Source organism: Methylomonas sp. Uni0011 (assembly GCF_056850255.1).
Map to the genome: position 1 here is coordinate 139,707 of NZ_JBVVNO010000004.1, position 14,267 is coordinate 153,973.

Genomic DNA, 14,267 nt, shown 5'->3' on the forward strand with positions numbered 1-14,267 from the left:
TTTTATTAATGACAAAATGGCTGCGCTGAATTATCACCACTTGCGTTATTTCTGGATGATCGCCAACGAAAGCAACCTGACCCGCGCCGCCGAACGGCTGCACGTGTCGCAGTCGGCGCTGAGCATCCAGTTGCGGCAACTCGAGGAATCGCTGGGGCAAAAACTATTCGAACGGGAAGGCAAGCGCCTGCAATTGACCGAAGCCGGCCGGATCGCGCTGGATTATGCCAACTCGATTTTCCGGGCCGGCGACGAGTTGATCAGCCTGATGCACGGCCGCTCCGCCGGCGAACGCCAACTGTTGCGGATCGGTGCGGTATCGACCCTGTCGCGTAATTTCCAGTTGGAACTGGTGCGCACCTGGGTACAACGCAGCGACGTCGAATTGGTGCTGCATTCCGGCAACCTGCGCGAACTGCTGTTGCAAATGCATGCGCACACGCTGGATCTGGTGCTGTCCAACCGCCCGGCACCGCGCGACGCCCAGGCCAACTGGCACTGCCATCTGCTGGATGAACAACCGGTCAGCCTGGTCGGCAAACCCGATGCCGAGGCCACGCCGTTTCGCTTCCCGGAGGATTTGAACGGCAGGCCGCTGTTGTTGCCCAGCATCGAAAGCGAGATTCGCGGCGCCTTCGAATTTTTGCTGGAGCAAGCCGGGGTGCGGCCTGTCGTGGTGGCGGAGGTCGACGATATGGCGATGTTGCGCTTGCTGGCGCGCGAATCCGGCCACTTGACGCTGGTGCCGCCGGTGGTGGTGCTGGACGAGTTGCGCCAGGGCCTATTGGTGGAACATTACCGGATCGCCGACATTCGCGAACGCTTTTACGCGATTACACCCAGCCGGCAATTTCCGAATGCGCTGTTGAAAGAGTTGTTGACCAATTCGGCCTGAACTTTAACCGCTACGCCCGAGACCAGGGCAGCATCGGGCGAACGCCATTCGCCGTTCTTGCCGGGCTCAGCCGTTTCTGACCCGGCCATAGCTCCAATACGCCGCGCAAGCGCCTTCCGACGACACCATGCACGAGCCCATCGGGTTTTCCGGGGTACAGACGGTTCCCAATAATTTACAATCCTGCGGCTTTTTGGCGCCACGCAGGATGGCCGGGCATTCGCAGCCTTTGACATCGCTGGCTTTGATGGCCGGCATCGCGAAGCGGCGTTCGGCGTCGAATTCGGCGTACTCCGGTTTGATGCGCAACGCGCTATTGGCGATCAAGCCGAGACCGCGCCATTCGAACTGCGGGCGCAATTCCAACACCTCGTCGACCAAGGCTTGAGCTTTTAAATTGCCGTCGCGGGTGACGGCGCGGCTGTATTCGTTTTCGACCTGGTGCCGGCCTGCATTGAGTTGACGGATCAGCATCAGAGCCGACTGCATCACGTCCAGCGGCTCGAAGCCGGCGATGACGATGGGTTTGCCGTACTGCTCGGCGAAGGTTTCGTAAGGCCGGCTGCCGATCACGCTGCTGACGTGGGACGGACCGAGAAAGCCGTCGATTTGCACCGGTTCCGGAGCATCCAAAATGGCTTGCATCGCCGCCGGGGTCAGCACGTGGTTGCAGAATACGCTGAAATTTTTCAATCCTTCGGCCTGCGCTTGCTTGACGGCAACGGCGGTGGGAGGGGTGGTAGTCTCGAAACCGATGGCAAAAAACACCACTTGGCGGTCGGGGTTGGCGCGGGCGATATTCAGCGCATCTTGAGTCGAGTAAACCATGCGGATGTCGCCGCCGGCGGCTTTGGCTTTAATCAGGCTGTTGCGGCCAGTCGCGGGAACCCGCATCAAATCTGCGTAGGTGCAGAGAATGACATCATGCTGCTCGACCAGTTGGATCGCGTTGTCGATGCGTCCGGTCGGCAGCACGCATACCGGGCAACCGGGACCGTGGATGAATTCGACGTTGGCCGGCATCAGATCCTGCACGCCGTAACGGAAAATGGCATGGGTATGGCCGCCGCAAAACTCCATCAGCCGATAATGGCGGTCAGGATCGACGCTGTGCGCAATCGCGCCGGCCAGTTGTTGGGCGAGGTCGCGCTGACGGAATTCGTCGATGTATTTCATCAGGCAATCAAACCGGCTTCGGCAAATAAAGCCAGGGTCTTCAAGGCTTCGTCTTCATCGATTTTGTTCAAGGCATAACCGACGTGAACCAGCACGTAGTCGCCGACGTGCACATCGTCGACCAACGCCAGCGATACCTCGACTTGCACGCCGTCCACCGATACGGTGGCCATGTCGCCGGCGGGTGCTATTTCAACAATTTGGGCAGGGAGGGCTAGGCACATCAGCAAAATCTCGTGATAACAACGTCAAGACGTTGGACTATTTAACCGGCTTGCGATCCGGATCGGATTACGCCTTAAATCGAGCACCGCAACGACGATAATCGCCGAATCGGTAACGTCGTAATAAATCGCATAAGGAAAGCGTTTGGCCAGCATGCGGAATAAACCGAATTGCTTTTCATGTATGCCGGCGTATAAGTGCAGGGATTCAATATCGGCAATCAAGCTGTCGAAAAAGTATCCACCGACTCCAGGTTGGCTGGCGTCGTAAAACCGTTTGCCCGTTTGTAAATCGGCGGCCACTTCTTCTAAAAACAGCAATTCTTTAGCGATCATCGATTGCGGTCTTTCAACTCCTGCAACGTCAGCAATTTGGCTTGATGCGAGGCGAGGCGCTCCATTCTGTCGTTGAGCACCTCTTGGTGCCATTGCGGCGAGGCGATCGGCTCCGGCTCTCGGCAAAGACTGTCCCAGATTTCCTCCATCAACAACATGCGTTCGCTGACGGGGAGCGATTTGATTTCGGCTATGGTCATGGCGATACTCCTACTCTGCTCGAAACCACTATATCGTATCTTGCAAGTTTGAAATGCAGACATCAAGCATAGCCAATCCCCTGCAACGCCAGCTCCGCCCGGAGCCATTGCAGCCAATTGTCCATGCCCTCGCCGGTTTTGGCCGACAGTTGCAGCACCCGGATTTTGGGATTGACCTGCTTGGCGTAGCGGAGGCATTGCTCGACTTCGAAATCCAGATGCGGCAGCAGGTCGGTTTTGTTCAGAATCATCAAATCGGCGGCATGGAACATGTCCGGGTATTTGATCGGCTTGTCCTCGCCTTCGGTGACCGACAGGATCACCACCTTGTGCGCCTCGCCCAAGTCAAAGGCCGACGGGCAGACCAGGTTACCGACGTTTTCGATGAACAGCAGGCTTCTTTCCGGCAGGTTCAGGCTTTCCAGGGCGTGGCCGACCCGGTGCGCGTCCAGATGGCAGCCCTTGCCGGTGTTGATCTGCACGGCCGGCACGCCGGTGGCGCGGATGCGGTCGGCGTCGCGGGCGGTTTGCTGGTCGCCTTCGATCACTGCGATGCTCAACTCATCTTTCAAACGCAGAATGGTTTCGGTCAGCAGCGTGGTTTTGCCGGAGCCGGGACTGGACACCAGGTTTAAGGCCAGGATGCCGCGCTCGCCGAAATAGCGCCGGTTGTCGCCGGCATAACGGTTATTGGCGGACAAAATATCCTGTTCGATCTGCACCATCCGCGCCGGCGTCAGGCCGGGCGCATGTGCGTGTTCCGGGCCATGGCTGTGTCCGTGGTGATGGTGGTGCTGGCTATGGCTGTGGGCATGCCCATGGTGATGTTCGTGCCCGACGCCATGTTGATGATCGTGATCGTGTTCATGCGAGTGGCTCAGGCCCTCGCCGCAGCCGCAGACGCCGCACATTACTCTACCTCCAGTTCTTTGATTCGCATTTGGTCGCCGCCGACGATTTGCAGTTGATGGCTGCCGCAGCGCGGGCACACATCGTACAACTGGTTGACGCCGACATTTTCCCCGCACGGCAAACACCAGGCCAGGCCAGGCAAGGCAATGATCTCCAAGCGGGCGCCGTCCGCCAACGAACCGCGCATCACCGCATCGAAGCAAAACCGCATTGCCTCCGGCTCGACGCCGGCCAAGGCACCGATTTCCAACCAGACCGTTTTCACCCGGCCAAAGCCCTGGGTTTGGGCTTCGCGTTCGATGATGTGCAAAACGCCTTCGCACAACGACATTTCATGCATGGGGTGAACCGGTTCAATACAACATAGTTGACCAGAAAACTTAACTTTTCTGGCGCGACTAAAACAATATTAAGACAGCGAGCTGCCTAACCGCTTCAAAAAGCAAAATTGACAGACCGATCTTTCGTATAACATTATTGAAATTTAATAACTTTAATTGTGTGACTGACAATTTATTGACCTTAGCCTTCCTGCCAAAAACCAATATATCGTTAATCAGGGAAATATTATTTTTATTTTTGTATATCAAAATAGATAAAAAAATCTCTAATATTACAGATACAATCAAAAGTCCAACACCGAAAAACATAAACCATTTATAACATTTCAATAACAGTTCTAAATTCATTTAAGCCCAACATATTCGTAATAAATATTGCGCCAATAATTGGCTTCACGCGACTAATATGCCGCCGCCCCTCTGCACAACAATTTCAATTGGAAACGCACACAGGGATCGACCGCATTGATCAACCATTCCGCTTGTTGTCGCAAGCCATCCGCATCGGTGGACTGCAAAGACTTTAAACCTTGGGCCAGCACGCCATCCGGATGACAATTCCATTCGGTCGGCGCCACTATGAGGTAATCGTATACCCTGCCTTGGTGCAACTCCAGGCGATGAATCAATAAGCCCCGCGCTGCCTGCACTTGCGCTAAACCCAAACCTTCGGCGGCATAAGCGCGCGTCGTCTCAACCGCTGAATTCAAGCTTTGCGGCACAGCAGCCACTTCCAGTAATACGGCCACAAAACGCGGCAACAAACCGTTGCCGTAGCGACTGCACAAGTCCGCCAGCAAAGGCGATGCTTGCTGACGACTCATCGGTGTCGATTCATAACATCTGCCTTGCCACTGCGGCGCGCGTCGAAATATCGACAAGTCCGAGGCTTGCAAGTAAAAATTCAATTCGGCCGCAGACAACACCGGCAGGCCCGCCACATCACTATCACCTAGCGCCAACCAATCCCTTTGGTACAACACGTTCAGCAATTGCGCAGCCAAAGCCGCATTCCCGTCCAGCCAATCAAGTAATTGTGTTTCATCCGTAACCGCAAGAATTTCGCGCAGGCCGCCAGCGAAAATAGCTCGATCGATTAAGGCGGTTAATTCGCCCAGCAAACCCTGTAGGCTCGCGGCATCAATTTGCAGCTGACTCTCCAGCCTGAACGGCTCTCCTGCAGTAAACAAAGCCGACTTGAACAGCCTGTCCAGTTTCAATAAGCCCGCGACAGCGGCTTTATCCGCAGCCAAGCCCAGTAAACCCGACCAATCCAGCAATATTCGCCAGGCATGTTCGCGCACGGTTTCCAATTGCACCAAACATTCCCTGGCTAAATCGGCTTCCGGTTCTGCGGGCATCCCCAGCGCAGCGCGGCAAACCTGCAAAGCCGCGAAAGCTTGGGAATTGCCGCATAAGGAATACAACAGCGGCACCATATCCAGTAGCTGCTCCGGCGTTTTGCCGATCATCACCCGCGCCGCATCGGGCCGGGTCGAAGCTATCTTGACCGCTCCGACCTTGCCGGCGCGATGGTTCAGTTCGATCGTAAGCTCGCCCGCCGGCCTCACTTAAGGCCTAGCCAAATTGCCGCGCAACAAATCGCGGCGGCTTACGTTACGCGGCGCCGGCACGGCCAAGACGCCGTTCAGGGCCGCTTCCGCCGCGGCAATCGCCGCCGCTTGGTCGGCAAACTGTAACATCGGCGAAAACAGCGAACATTGGCCGTAGCGCCCCAAAGCCGGTTCCGCCGCCAGCGTAAATTCGAAACTGCCGTAGGGCAGCTCGCGCGAGAACTTGGCTCCCAGCGGCAATTGCCGCCAAGTGCTGTTCGGCCCCGGAAGCACAATTAAATTCATGGACCACGGCGTCACCAAGACCCCAAGCCAGTCGTCGCCGGCACCACGAAACGGCAAAGCCTGCACCGACAACGCCGAATTCACGAGCGGTACATCCTGCATCCGATCCGCCAGGATCGCATTGAACGCCCGTTCCAATCCCTGTTGGATTTCGCTACCAGTGCGCCAGTGCACGCTCATTCCTCAAGCAATAAAAAACCTTGCTTCGGCGCGCCGCATTCCGGGCAGCACCAATAATCCGGCAACGCAGCAAACGGCGTCGTCGGCGGAATTTGGCTCGATGGATCACCGGCAACCGGGTCGTACACATGCCAGCAAATCTTGCATTCCAATTTGGCGTCGGCCGGCAAGCGCGACGCGTCACCGCCGTAAGCGCCGGCAAAAAAGCCCTCGCTCATGCGTAGACCGCCACTATTTCCTGCAAGCGTTGCGCACTGTCGGCAATGTCTTCCGCAGACGCGCAGGCCACGCTGGGTATGTCGCTGACTTCCAGCGTATTTAAAATCAACGTGTCCTGCGAATTGAAATACTGCACCCACCAGACGTTCCGCGTCGCCGTGGCGCCGATCCGGCAGTTGCCGTAACCGCGGGACAAAATCGTGGTCTGGCCTCTGCCCAGGCGTTGCTCCAGCAGAGCCAAATCCTGCTCGGTTTGAGGCAACAAACTCAAGTTGATCACGTGCGGCTCGACGCCGGGCCGGTATTCGGCAATCTTGGCGTTCAATTCGGCCAGCAGCGGCAGCGCATTCATCACCCCTTCCGGCAAATCGCGGATCGCGGTATCGATGCGGTCCGCAGCACCGGCGAAAGCGTTGTCGGTTAGCGCCTTCGGCATCACGCCGACCTCCAGAGCATCGGCGATCATGCGGTTTTGTCCGTCCAGACGCTGCACCCGCCAGACGCCGGCCAGCACGGATTCCTGTATCCGCCAACCGTCGCCGCCCAGTGCGCTGACTTCGCCCTCGCCGAGCAACTCGTCGATAAAGCGGCGGTTGGCATCATCCAGTCCGATAAGATCGATGGGCCCGCCGGTCTGCGGGAAATGTTGCAGGTCGTGTAGCAATTGGTCCGCTACCGCCTTGGCGGCGGCCAGCACCGGGCTAGTCAAATTGGCCGAAAGCTGCGGCATCCGATAGGTCGCCATTTCTTCCGGCATCGTCAAATAATCCAGCTCGGCGCCGTCTGCCTCGGCGGGTTGGGAGCCTTGGCCGAAAATTGGGAGGGGGATTGAGGTCATATTTTGGCCGTCGTTTCGAGTTGTCTGTTGAATTTATGGGGGTTTGTTTTATTGGTGTCGCTATCGCGAGGATGATTTTGCATGTCGGTTTCACGAAAAACATCCCTGTTTTTCGCCCTGCGGGCCAGCCTATCGGCTGTTCAAATTCGTTCCAGACGAATTTGTGCGTAGCCCAAAGAAATTATTCAAAGAAGAGCCCCCCCGGACGCTCTTATTTCCTGTGCTCCTGGCTTTTGTCGACGGTCGGCAACGGACTCAAAACCATCCCGAAATTAAAAACAAATCTCGAAAATTGTAGGGTGGGCACATGCTTTTCGTGCCCACCATTGACCCAGGCTCATTTGCTTGTGATCCACGCTCCAACGCAAATGCCGATAAAGCCTAATATCAAGATCATGGTTGAAACAATATAAGCTCTGGAAATAGCCTGACGCCGTTTTATAAACTCCTCGGAGCTTTCTACCATGAGTTCTTGCAATCGCTGCATTCTTTGTTGTGGTGTTTGTAGTGCTGATAGTTCCTCGACTAATTTTCTTGAAACGTTTTTTTCGAAAGTTGGCGCATCGGCATAGTCCGCATAACCTTTTGCAACTCCTTCAACTAAATGAGCGTCCTGTTTTGAAAGTGGCAAAGCCAGTGACAGTCCACCTGGTTCGATTTTATGAAATACTCGTAACCAACGAGGAAGCCGAGTCTGATAAAACGCTTTATTCATCGTTCCAATTTTCAGAAAGAACGCCTCATTTCCTTTTATTGTTACAGTCTGGAGAAAAATTTCATTCACATCACTCCAAGGAATGAAGCCAAACCGAAAATGCGCCAGGCCGCGTATATCCAGGCGAATAACCGGACGGCGAATCAATCGTTTTCCCGATGCAATTGATGCGATACTAAATAGTATGCCGCCAGACAGAAAACTTGAACCGACGAACCAATTTGCTACTGGTACATTAGTAAGTAAATGAGCGCCAAAATAGATCGAACCCGAGCTCAAGATCAACAAAAATGCCAAGAATACGAATTGAGTCGGTTTCGCATAGAATTCGACGGGGTGCTTGTAATTCAACACTGCCTTGATTCTTGCGTCTAAACGTTGCCGCAATTTGAGTTCTTCGTCTTGAATGCGTTTCTTATCCCAACGAAATAACAGCACCAATGCAGCGACGACCGATATGGCAAGAACACCATAGACGACGCTAGCGTTAGTATTAGCTTCATCCGTTGATTTCGCCAATAAAGCCAGAACAATCATGCCGGCCAATGTTGCGAGGATTACCAAAAATTGAATAACTGATTTCATTTCCTTTTGAGTTCTTAGGCTGGGGAGAGCAAAGCGAAAACCAGCAATATAGGCTAAAGCAGGGTTCACACTGTCGTTACAACCCAGCCTACCAAAAAACCTTAGCTACACACAATAACCGTTGGAGTGGACTATTCCCGTTATTCCGCCCCGAGCATCGCAGCTTTTGGCGAGAATAGCCCGCAGGGGAGCGGCAGGGATGCCGCTCGTTTTCGGAGGGCCAGGGATGGCCCTTCCGAAAACCCTCGGCAAAAGCGAGAAGCGCAGGATTAAGGCGGAATGCCGGGTGGCCTTTTCTTTGAATACTTTCTTTTGGCCACGCAAAAGAAAGTATTTCGGCTGTCGGGCCGAGACCCGACTTCAAAACACCCGTCGCGACAGCGACACATTTACTCGACAAGACTGGAAGCTAGAGCTTCCAAGGTAACTGCTCCCAACCTAGAGGTTGGGAACCAGAAACACTAGCAAACTAGAAAAACGCACTCATCAAACATCAAATTTAATCTTCCCATTCGCATACTGATGAATCAACGAACTAATCAACACCTGATACGGCAAGCCCTGCCTAACAGGTTGGTGAAAAACCATATTTCAGGCGCTAATTTTGGTCAGCTTAATCAATATATAGTGTCTGCAGTATCATGCTTCAACTAAATACAGACTGAATCAGGGTCAAAAATGAGTTTTTCACCAACCTGCTAACCGACTGCGCCTTCAACCGTTCGAGATCGCTTTCCAATAACCGAATACTGATCGTTTTCTTTTTGCCTATTTGGTCGCGGGCGATTTGGCTATAGCGGCTTTTTTCGCCGTCCAAGTTATCGACACTGACAGCCGTGCCGCCTTCGACATAATCGACTATCTCGTTTTCTTCAACCATAAATTCCGTCGCCGTGTTCAGACTGTTTAATTAAACCCGAGAAAGCCAATATCCCGGCCTACGCCGATTGTGGGCAAACGCCGTAATCAATATGCACCCGGCAGAATTTCGATAAAACACCGAATAAGGAAAATGCGATAGACCAATGCGGCGGACACCTGCTGGATGAACCATTCGCCAAGTTTCCGGTTTTTGAACAATCAAACTCACGGCACGTTCGAAGTCATCAATCAACAACGCACCAAGCCGATTTTGTTTATCTTGATAAAACCGAATCGCTTCCAGATATTCGGCTTCCGCCTCGGGAAGAAACTCGTAGTTCACTTAATCAATGCACGGGCTTTCTCGGCAACTACCTTGCCGGGAATAGATTGCACTTTGCCCGAGTCGAAATCAGCCACGCGCCGCGCCGACTCCTCGCCCCATAACCGCTCAAAATCAGCCTCAGAAACTTCCTCAAGGCTCAATAACAAACGCTGCACCAAAGCGGCCCGGTCTTGAAGCGGTAAGGAAAATATTTCGGCTTCCAGTTGTGCGAGATTCATTTCGATACTCCCGAAAAGTATAACAACATGCCACCCCGTATCGGAGCAGCGTTCTTAGTATACGTCCAAGCACCACCCCGTCGCGATAGCGACACCAAATTGTTAAAGAGCTAAGCCATGTGCCGGAAACGCTGAGTTTATTCCGGCCTGCAGGCTTCGAAATGTTTGGTTACGCTCTATCGAGCTGTTATGCCCCAGGGTAAACCCAACCGACACATTTTTAAATCAGGCATGCCCGCCGCAAACTTTATCCAAATCAAACCCCGGCGGTTGGCTGGGCTCGGCGGCTAAAATCAGGGCAATTTCCCGGCCGTACTCCGGCCAGTCGCGCAGGCCGGTGATGGCGCCCAGATATTCGCCGTGACGCAGAAAGACCAAGGTCGGCCAGCCGGTGAAGCGGTAGCGGGCTTGCAGTTCGCGTTCGATGCTGCGGTCGACCAGCGCGCCTTGCAGCGAGCCGCGAAAAGCTTTCAGCAATTCGGGCAGAATCACGGCCAGATCGGCGCTTTCCGGGAACGCCGCCGGATCGCCGGCAAAGCACAACACCACATCGGCGTTGCCGTAAACGAAGTTGTCGTAATTGTCGGCGGTCAGAAGCGGCAGGCCGTGGCGGCTGTGCAGTTGGGCGATCAATCCACTCATGACCGTAAAAACTCCGGCAATTCGGGTTCGCGCTCGACCAGGTCGGCGAACAGGTGGTCGAAGTTGGTGTGGCCCTGCATCGCCAGCCGCATCGCTTCCAGAGCGTCGTCGATTTGCCGGGCTTTGTCGGCGCTGATGACTTCCCGGGCGGTGTCCAGAAACACCAGTAACCAGGCGCCGGGTTGTTGTTCGCCAACCAGCATGGTGTCGATACGGCTGAGTTGGCCGCGGTATTCGCACAAGGCCGACTCGGCGCCAGCCTCGACCACCCGCATCGGTATGCCGATACACATCAGTATTTCCCCCGGTAATCGACATCGATAGGCAGCGCGTCGGTCAGCGGTTGCGGCGGTCGGACCTCGAACGCGGCCGAGCGGACCACGCGCTCGTCTCCCAACCGGCAAGCGCTGTCGGCGTCGGGGCGTTCGGTTTCGTACCGGCCGATGTCCAGAATCGGGTCCGCTAATTCGGTCTCGGTTTCCACTGCTTCCGCCGCAACGCCAAGATCGGCCAGATAAGCCAACGCCAGTTCGATGGCCGGCTGGATTTGTGCTTTAACCTTGGACGTTAAACTGCCACCGTAGTCCTCGAGTTCTTCCGGCTGGACGCCAATCAGCAACAGACTTTCCGGATAAGCACCGAGCATTTGCGCCATCGCCAGCACCTCCTGAAAACCGGTCTGGTGCAGGCTCATTTTTTTGGCGCCAAGAAAGTTAGGCACGTCTTCGTCTTCGACCCGCTTCAACGTGCCCGGCGCCAAACCGTAATCGACGGCATCGAACACCACCAGCACCTCGGCGTTTTGCACGTGTTCGATCAGATAAACGCCCTGAGTACCGCCGTCGACAACCTGCACCTGATCCGGGAACCGGTAGTGTTTTTGCAGATGCTCGATAACGCGCACGCCGAAGCCTTCGTCGGCCCAGAGCAGGTTGCCGATGCCGAGCAGCAGAATACGTTTTCGTTCCGCACCGCTCATTCTGCGTCGTCAATCGGGTCGTTGTTTTTAAACGTGCGCCAGCCAGTCGCAATCGTCGACAGCATGCTTTGCCCCGACAATTTCTCTTCGCGCACCGCGACGTAGACGTGAATCAGCACGAAACAGACGATGAACCACATCACCAAATGGTGCCAGGTATGCACGGTTTGACTGTCGCCGAACGCCGCCAACACCCAACTGGTGAACAGCGCGAATTGCCAGCTTTGCTGGCCGGCGCCTTCCCCGTACAGGGCCAGACCGGTGACGATCATGAACAGCAAACCCCAGACGAACAGATGCATCGCCAGAATCGCCAGCGGGTTATGGCCGATATAGTGCCGCGGGGCTTTGGCTATGAAAGCGTACCAGCGCAGCTCGTGCCAGACCCCGTCCCAGAAATGGGCTTTCCAGACCGGCGGCATGAAGATTTGCCGGGCATGTTCGTTGCCGGCGTAGGCCCAATAAATCCGGCCGACAAAGCCGACCGCCAGGATATAACCGGCGGAGAAATGGGCGAAACGGATGTAGCCCATCAAGAAGTGTGCCGATGCTTCGCCGGCCGGCGAAGCCAACGGCTCGGCGATAAGGTAACCGGTCAATGCCAGTACCACGATAGCCAATGCATTAATCCCATGCCAGAGTCTGACCGGCAGTTCGTAAACGTAGACCGCAGAGGCCGGTGCGCTCATTGCGGCCGCCCTCCGCGACGGGCGAACAGGGCCAGTCCGGCAATCACCGTCAAACCCAGCGCATACAAATAGGGCTGGCTGGCGCTGTCCATCGCCAAGTGTTCGAGCCGATGGGAAACGCTGTCCAGATCGGGCCGGTTATGGGCTTGGGCCGCGCTTACCAGCGTGCTCAAAACCATCGCTAACAAAAATTTGTTCATCGTATTCTCCGTGCTGGGCGGCACCGGGATACGGAGCCACCGGGAATTAGTGGGGCTACCGTACTTTGACGCGCGTCAGTTCCTGGCCGTCCGGACTCATGACGTGGGTCGAACAAGCCAGACACGGATCAAAGCTGTGCAAGGTGCGCAAAATCTCGACCGGTTCTTCCGGACGCTCGACCTTGGTATTCATCAACGAAGCCTCGAACGCGCCGATATTGCCTTGCTCGTCGCGCGGCGAACCGTTCCAGGTGGTCGGTACCACGCATTGGTAGTTGGCGATCTTGGTATCCTCGATTTTCAGCCAATGGCCCAACGCGCCGCGCGGGGCTTCGGTGAAGCCGACGCCCTTGACGCTGCTCGGCCAGGTATCCGGGTCCCAACGCTCGACGTTGGCGGTAGCCAGATCGCCGGCTTTGACGTTGGCGATCAGCTTGTCCATGAAGTAACGCATTTTGCCGGCGGCCCATTGCGCTTCCAAACCGCGGGCGGCGGTGCGGCCCAGCGTCGAGAACAGCGCGCTGACCGGCACGTCCAGGGTTTTCAAGACAAAATTGATTTGCTCGGTGATCTCCTTATTGCCTTGAGCGTAACCGATCACATAGCGGGCCAGCGGACCGACTTCCATCGCGTGGCCGTTCCAGCGCGGTGCCTTGATCCAGGAATACTTGGCCGATTCGTCCAGCTCCTGGATGTGGGTGCGATCGCCTTTGGTTTTAGCGCCGATTTTGTAGTTCGGTTCGGTGACGCCGTCCCACGGATGCAGGCCAACCGCTTCGTCGGCGTACTTGTACCAGGAGTGCGGCACGAATTCCTGAATCTGCTTGGGATCGGTCAGATCGACTTCGTAGACCTTGCTCAGGTCGCCGTTGATGATCGCGCCGCGCGGCATCAACAGATTGGCCGCTGAATAGTCGTTGGCCTTATCCGGAATGTCGCCGTAGGACAGCATGCTGGCCCCGGCCAAGCCGCCGCCGTAGAGCCAGCTCTTGTAGAACTGGGCGATGGCCAGCAAGTCCGGGATGTAAACTTGGTCGATAAAAGTGATGGTGCGGTCGATGATCGACGAAATCAGGTTCAAGCGCTCCATATTGACCGCGCCGACCGCACCGACGCCGTCGATATTGATCGCGCACGGCACGCCGCCGACCAGCCAGTTCGGATGCGGGTCCTTGCCACCGAAGATGGTGCGGATTTTCATGATGTCTTTTTGAAAATCCAGCGCTTCCAGATAGTGGGTCACCGCCAGCAGATCGGCTTCCGGCGGCAACAGATAGGCCGGATTGCTCCAGTAACCGTTTTTAAACGGGCCGAGCTGGCCGGACTCGACGAATTTTTTCAGGCGGTTTTGGGTGTCGCGGAAATAGCCGGGCGAGGATTTGGGATTGCTCGGCGAAATCTGTTGCTGCAACGCCGAGACCGCGACCGGATCGGCTTTCAGCGCGTTGACCGGGTTGACCCAATCCAGCGCGTGCAGATGATAGAAATGCACCAAGTGATCGTGGGCCTGCAAACTCAATTGCATGATGTTGCGGATCGAGTTGGCGTTTTCCGGGATTTTGATTTTCAACGCATCCTCGACCGCGCGCACCGAGGTCAAGGCGTGGGTACCGGTGCAAACGCCGCAGATGCGCTGGACGAAGGCCCAGGCGTCGCGCGGGTCGCGGCCTTTCAAAATCACTTCCAGGCCGCGCCACATGGTGCCGCTGGACACTGCGTTGCGAATGATGTTTTCCTCGTCGATATTGACTTCGCAACGCATGTGGCCTTCGATCCGGGTCACCGGATCGACCACCACGCGGCGGCCGGCGTCGTTCAGATGAAAACCGTTGGGGGTAGCAGTGACGGTCAT

At 55.7% G+C, this 14,267-nt stretch carries 21 protein-coding genes; 1 reads left to right on the forward strand and 20 read right to left on the reverse strand.

Annotation, left to right across the window (positions count from 1 at the left end; translation table 11 throughout):
• Window positions 1–16 precede the first annotated feature (16 nt).
• The gene (locus AC0IM9_RS07845) at window positions 17–895 is read left to right on the forward strand and encodes a LysR family transcriptional regulator (protein WP_482803626.1); all 879 of its coding nucleotides are present in this window, start codon (window positions 17–19) and stop codon (window positions 893–895) included.
• Between the two features lie 66 nt (window positions 896–961).
• Here AC0IM9_RS07845 and hypD read toward each other — a convergent pair whose 3' ends face one another.
• The 20 genes from hypD to AC0IM9_RS07945 all read right to left on the reverse strand — a co-directional run bounded on the left by hypD (window position 962) and on the right by AC0IM9_RS07945 (window position 14,267).
• Complete coding sequence (hypD, locus tag AC0IM9_RS07850; RefSeq protein WP_482803627.1) at window positions 962–2,071, reverse strand: hydrogenase formation protein HypD; 1,110 nt, start codon at window positions 2,069–2,071, stop codon at window positions 962–964.
• A complete protein-coding gene (locus tag AC0IM9_RS07855) occupies window positions 2,071–2,295 on the reverse strand; it encodes a HypC/HybG/HupF family hydrogenase formation chaperone (protein ID WP_482803628.1) in 225 nt (74 codons plus the stop codon). The genes hypD and AC0IM9_RS07855 overlap by 1 nt, the downstream gene beginning before the upstream one ends.
• A 24-nt stretch (window positions 2,296–2,319) precedes the next feature.
• A complete protein-coding gene (locus tag AC0IM9_RS07860; RefSeq protein WP_367154330.1) occupies window positions 2,320–2,631 on the reverse strand; it encodes a type II toxin-antitoxin system RelE/ParE family toxin in 312 nt (103 codons plus the stop codon).
• Entirely contained in the window at window positions 2,628–2,831 is a 204-nt protein-coding gene (locus AC0IM9_RS07865) for an addiction module protein (RefSeq protein ID WP_482803629.1), read from the reverse strand. The genes AC0IM9_RS07860 and AC0IM9_RS07865 overlap by 4 nt, the downstream gene beginning before the upstream one ends.
• 62 nt (window positions 2,832–2,893) lie before the next feature.
• On the reverse strand, window positions 2,894–3,742 hold the full coding sequence (gene hypB / locus AC0IM9_RS07870; protein WP_482803630.1) for a hydrogenase nickel incorporation protein HypB: 849 nt from the start codon (window positions 3,740–3,742) through the stop codon (window positions 2,894–2,896).
• Window positions 3,742–4,083: a hydrogenase maturation nickel metallochaperone HypA gene (gene hypA / locus AC0IM9_RS07875; protein ID WP_482803631.1), complete on the reverse strand. Its 342-nt coding sequence runs from the start codon at window positions 4,081–4,083 to the stop codon at window positions 3,742–3,744. The genes hypB and hypA overlap by 1 nt, the downstream gene beginning before the upstream one ends.
• A gap of 402 nt (window positions 4,084–4,485) precedes the next feature.
• Complete coding sequence (locus AC0IM9_RS07880; protein ID WP_482803632.1) at window positions 4,486–5,655, reverse strand: Ni,Fe-hydrogenase I large subunit; 1,170 nt, start codon at window positions 5,653–5,655, stop codon at window positions 4,486–4,488.
• Window positions 5,656–6,117, reverse strand: coding sequence for a [NiFe]-hydrogenase assembly chaperone HybE (gene hybE, locus AC0IM9_RS07885; RefSeq protein WP_482803633.1), 462 nt, complete (start codon window positions 6,115–6,117; stop codon window positions 5,656–5,658).
• A 2-nt stretch (window positions 6,118–6,119) separates the two neighbouring features.
• Window positions 6,120–6,341 (reverse strand): rubredoxin, encoded by a 222-nt coding sequence (locus tag AC0IM9_RS07890; protein ID WP_482803634.1) that lies wholly within the window; start codon window positions 6,339–6,341, stop codon window positions 6,120–6,122.
• Window positions 6,338–7,180 carry a hydrogenase expression/formation protein gene (locus tag AC0IM9_RS07895; RefSeq protein ID WP_482803635.1) on the reverse strand — a complete coding sequence of 281 codons (843 nt, stop codon included), beginning with the start codon at window positions 7,178–7,180 and terminating at the stop codon, window positions 6,338–6,340. The genes AC0IM9_RS07890 and AC0IM9_RS07895 overlap by 4 nt, the downstream gene beginning before the upstream one ends.
• A gap of 337 nt (window positions 7,181–7,517) precedes the next feature.
• Window positions 7,518–8,549, reverse strand: a complete 1,032-nt coding sequence (locus AC0IM9_RS07900) for a hypothetical protein (RefSeq protein ID WP_482803636.1) — start codon at window positions 8,547–8,549, stop codon at window positions 7,518–7,520.
• A 577-nt stretch (window positions 8,550–9,126) separates the two neighbouring features.
• Window positions 9,127–9,360 carry a hypothetical protein gene (locus AC0IM9_RS07905; RefSeq protein ID WP_482803637.1) on the reverse strand — a complete coding sequence of 78 codons (234 nt, stop codon included), beginning with the start codon at window positions 9,358–9,360 and terminating at the stop codon, window positions 9,127–9,129.
• 30 nt (window positions 9,361–9,390) lie between these two features.
• Complete coding sequence (locus AC0IM9_RS07910) at window positions 9,391–9,684, reverse strand: type II toxin-antitoxin system RelE/ParE family toxin (RefSeq protein WP_482803638.1); 294 nt, start codon at window positions 9,682–9,684, stop codon at window positions 9,391–9,393.
• Window positions 9,681–9,905, reverse strand: a complete 225-nt coding sequence (locus AC0IM9_RS07915) for an addiction module protein (protein WP_482803639.1) — start codon at window positions 9,903–9,905, stop codon at window positions 9,681–9,683. Before AC0IM9_RS07915 ends, AC0IM9_RS07910 begins: the two co-directional genes overlap by 4 nt.
• A 225-nt stretch (window positions 9,906–10,130) precedes the next feature.
• Window positions 10,131–10,547 (reverse strand): thioredoxin domain-containing protein, encoded by a 417-nt coding sequence (locus AC0IM9_RS07920; protein WP_482803640.1) that lies wholly within the window; start codon window positions 10,545–10,547, stop codon window positions 10,131–10,133.
• Window positions 10,544–10,840, reverse strand: a complete 297-nt coding sequence (gene hypC, locus AC0IM9_RS07925; protein WP_278210536.1) for a HypC/HybG/HupF family hydrogenase formation chaperone — start codon at window positions 10,838–10,840, stop codon at window positions 10,544–10,546. Before hypC ends, AC0IM9_RS07920 begins: the two co-directional genes overlap by 4 nt.
• Window positions 10,840–11,526: a HyaD/HybD family hydrogenase maturation endopeptidase gene (locus AC0IM9_RS07930; RefSeq protein ID WP_482803641.1), complete on the reverse strand. Its 687-nt coding sequence runs from the start codon at window positions 11,524–11,526 to the stop codon at window positions 10,840–10,842. The genes hypC and AC0IM9_RS07930 overlap by 1 nt, the downstream gene beginning before the upstream one ends.
• Window positions 11,523–12,215 carry a Ni/Fe-hydrogenase, b-type cytochrome subunit gene (gene cybH, locus AC0IM9_RS07935; protein ID WP_482803642.1) on the reverse strand — a complete coding sequence of 231 codons (693 nt, stop codon included), beginning with the start codon at window positions 12,213–12,215 and terminating at the stop codon, window positions 11,523–11,525. The genes AC0IM9_RS07930 and cybH overlap by 4 nt, the downstream gene beginning before the upstream one ends.
• Window positions 12,212–12,415, reverse strand: coding sequence for a hypothetical protein (locus tag AC0IM9_RS07940; RefSeq protein WP_482803643.1), 204 nt, complete (start codon window positions 12,413–12,415; stop codon window positions 12,212–12,214). Before AC0IM9_RS07940 ends, cybH begins: the two co-directional genes overlap by 4 nt.
• 55 nt (window positions 12,416–12,470) lie before the next feature.
• Window positions 12,471–14,267, reverse strand: a complete 1,797-nt coding sequence (locus AC0IM9_RS07945; RefSeq protein WP_482803644.1) for a nickel-dependent hydrogenase large subunit — start codon at window positions 14,265–14,267, stop codon at window positions 12,471–12,473.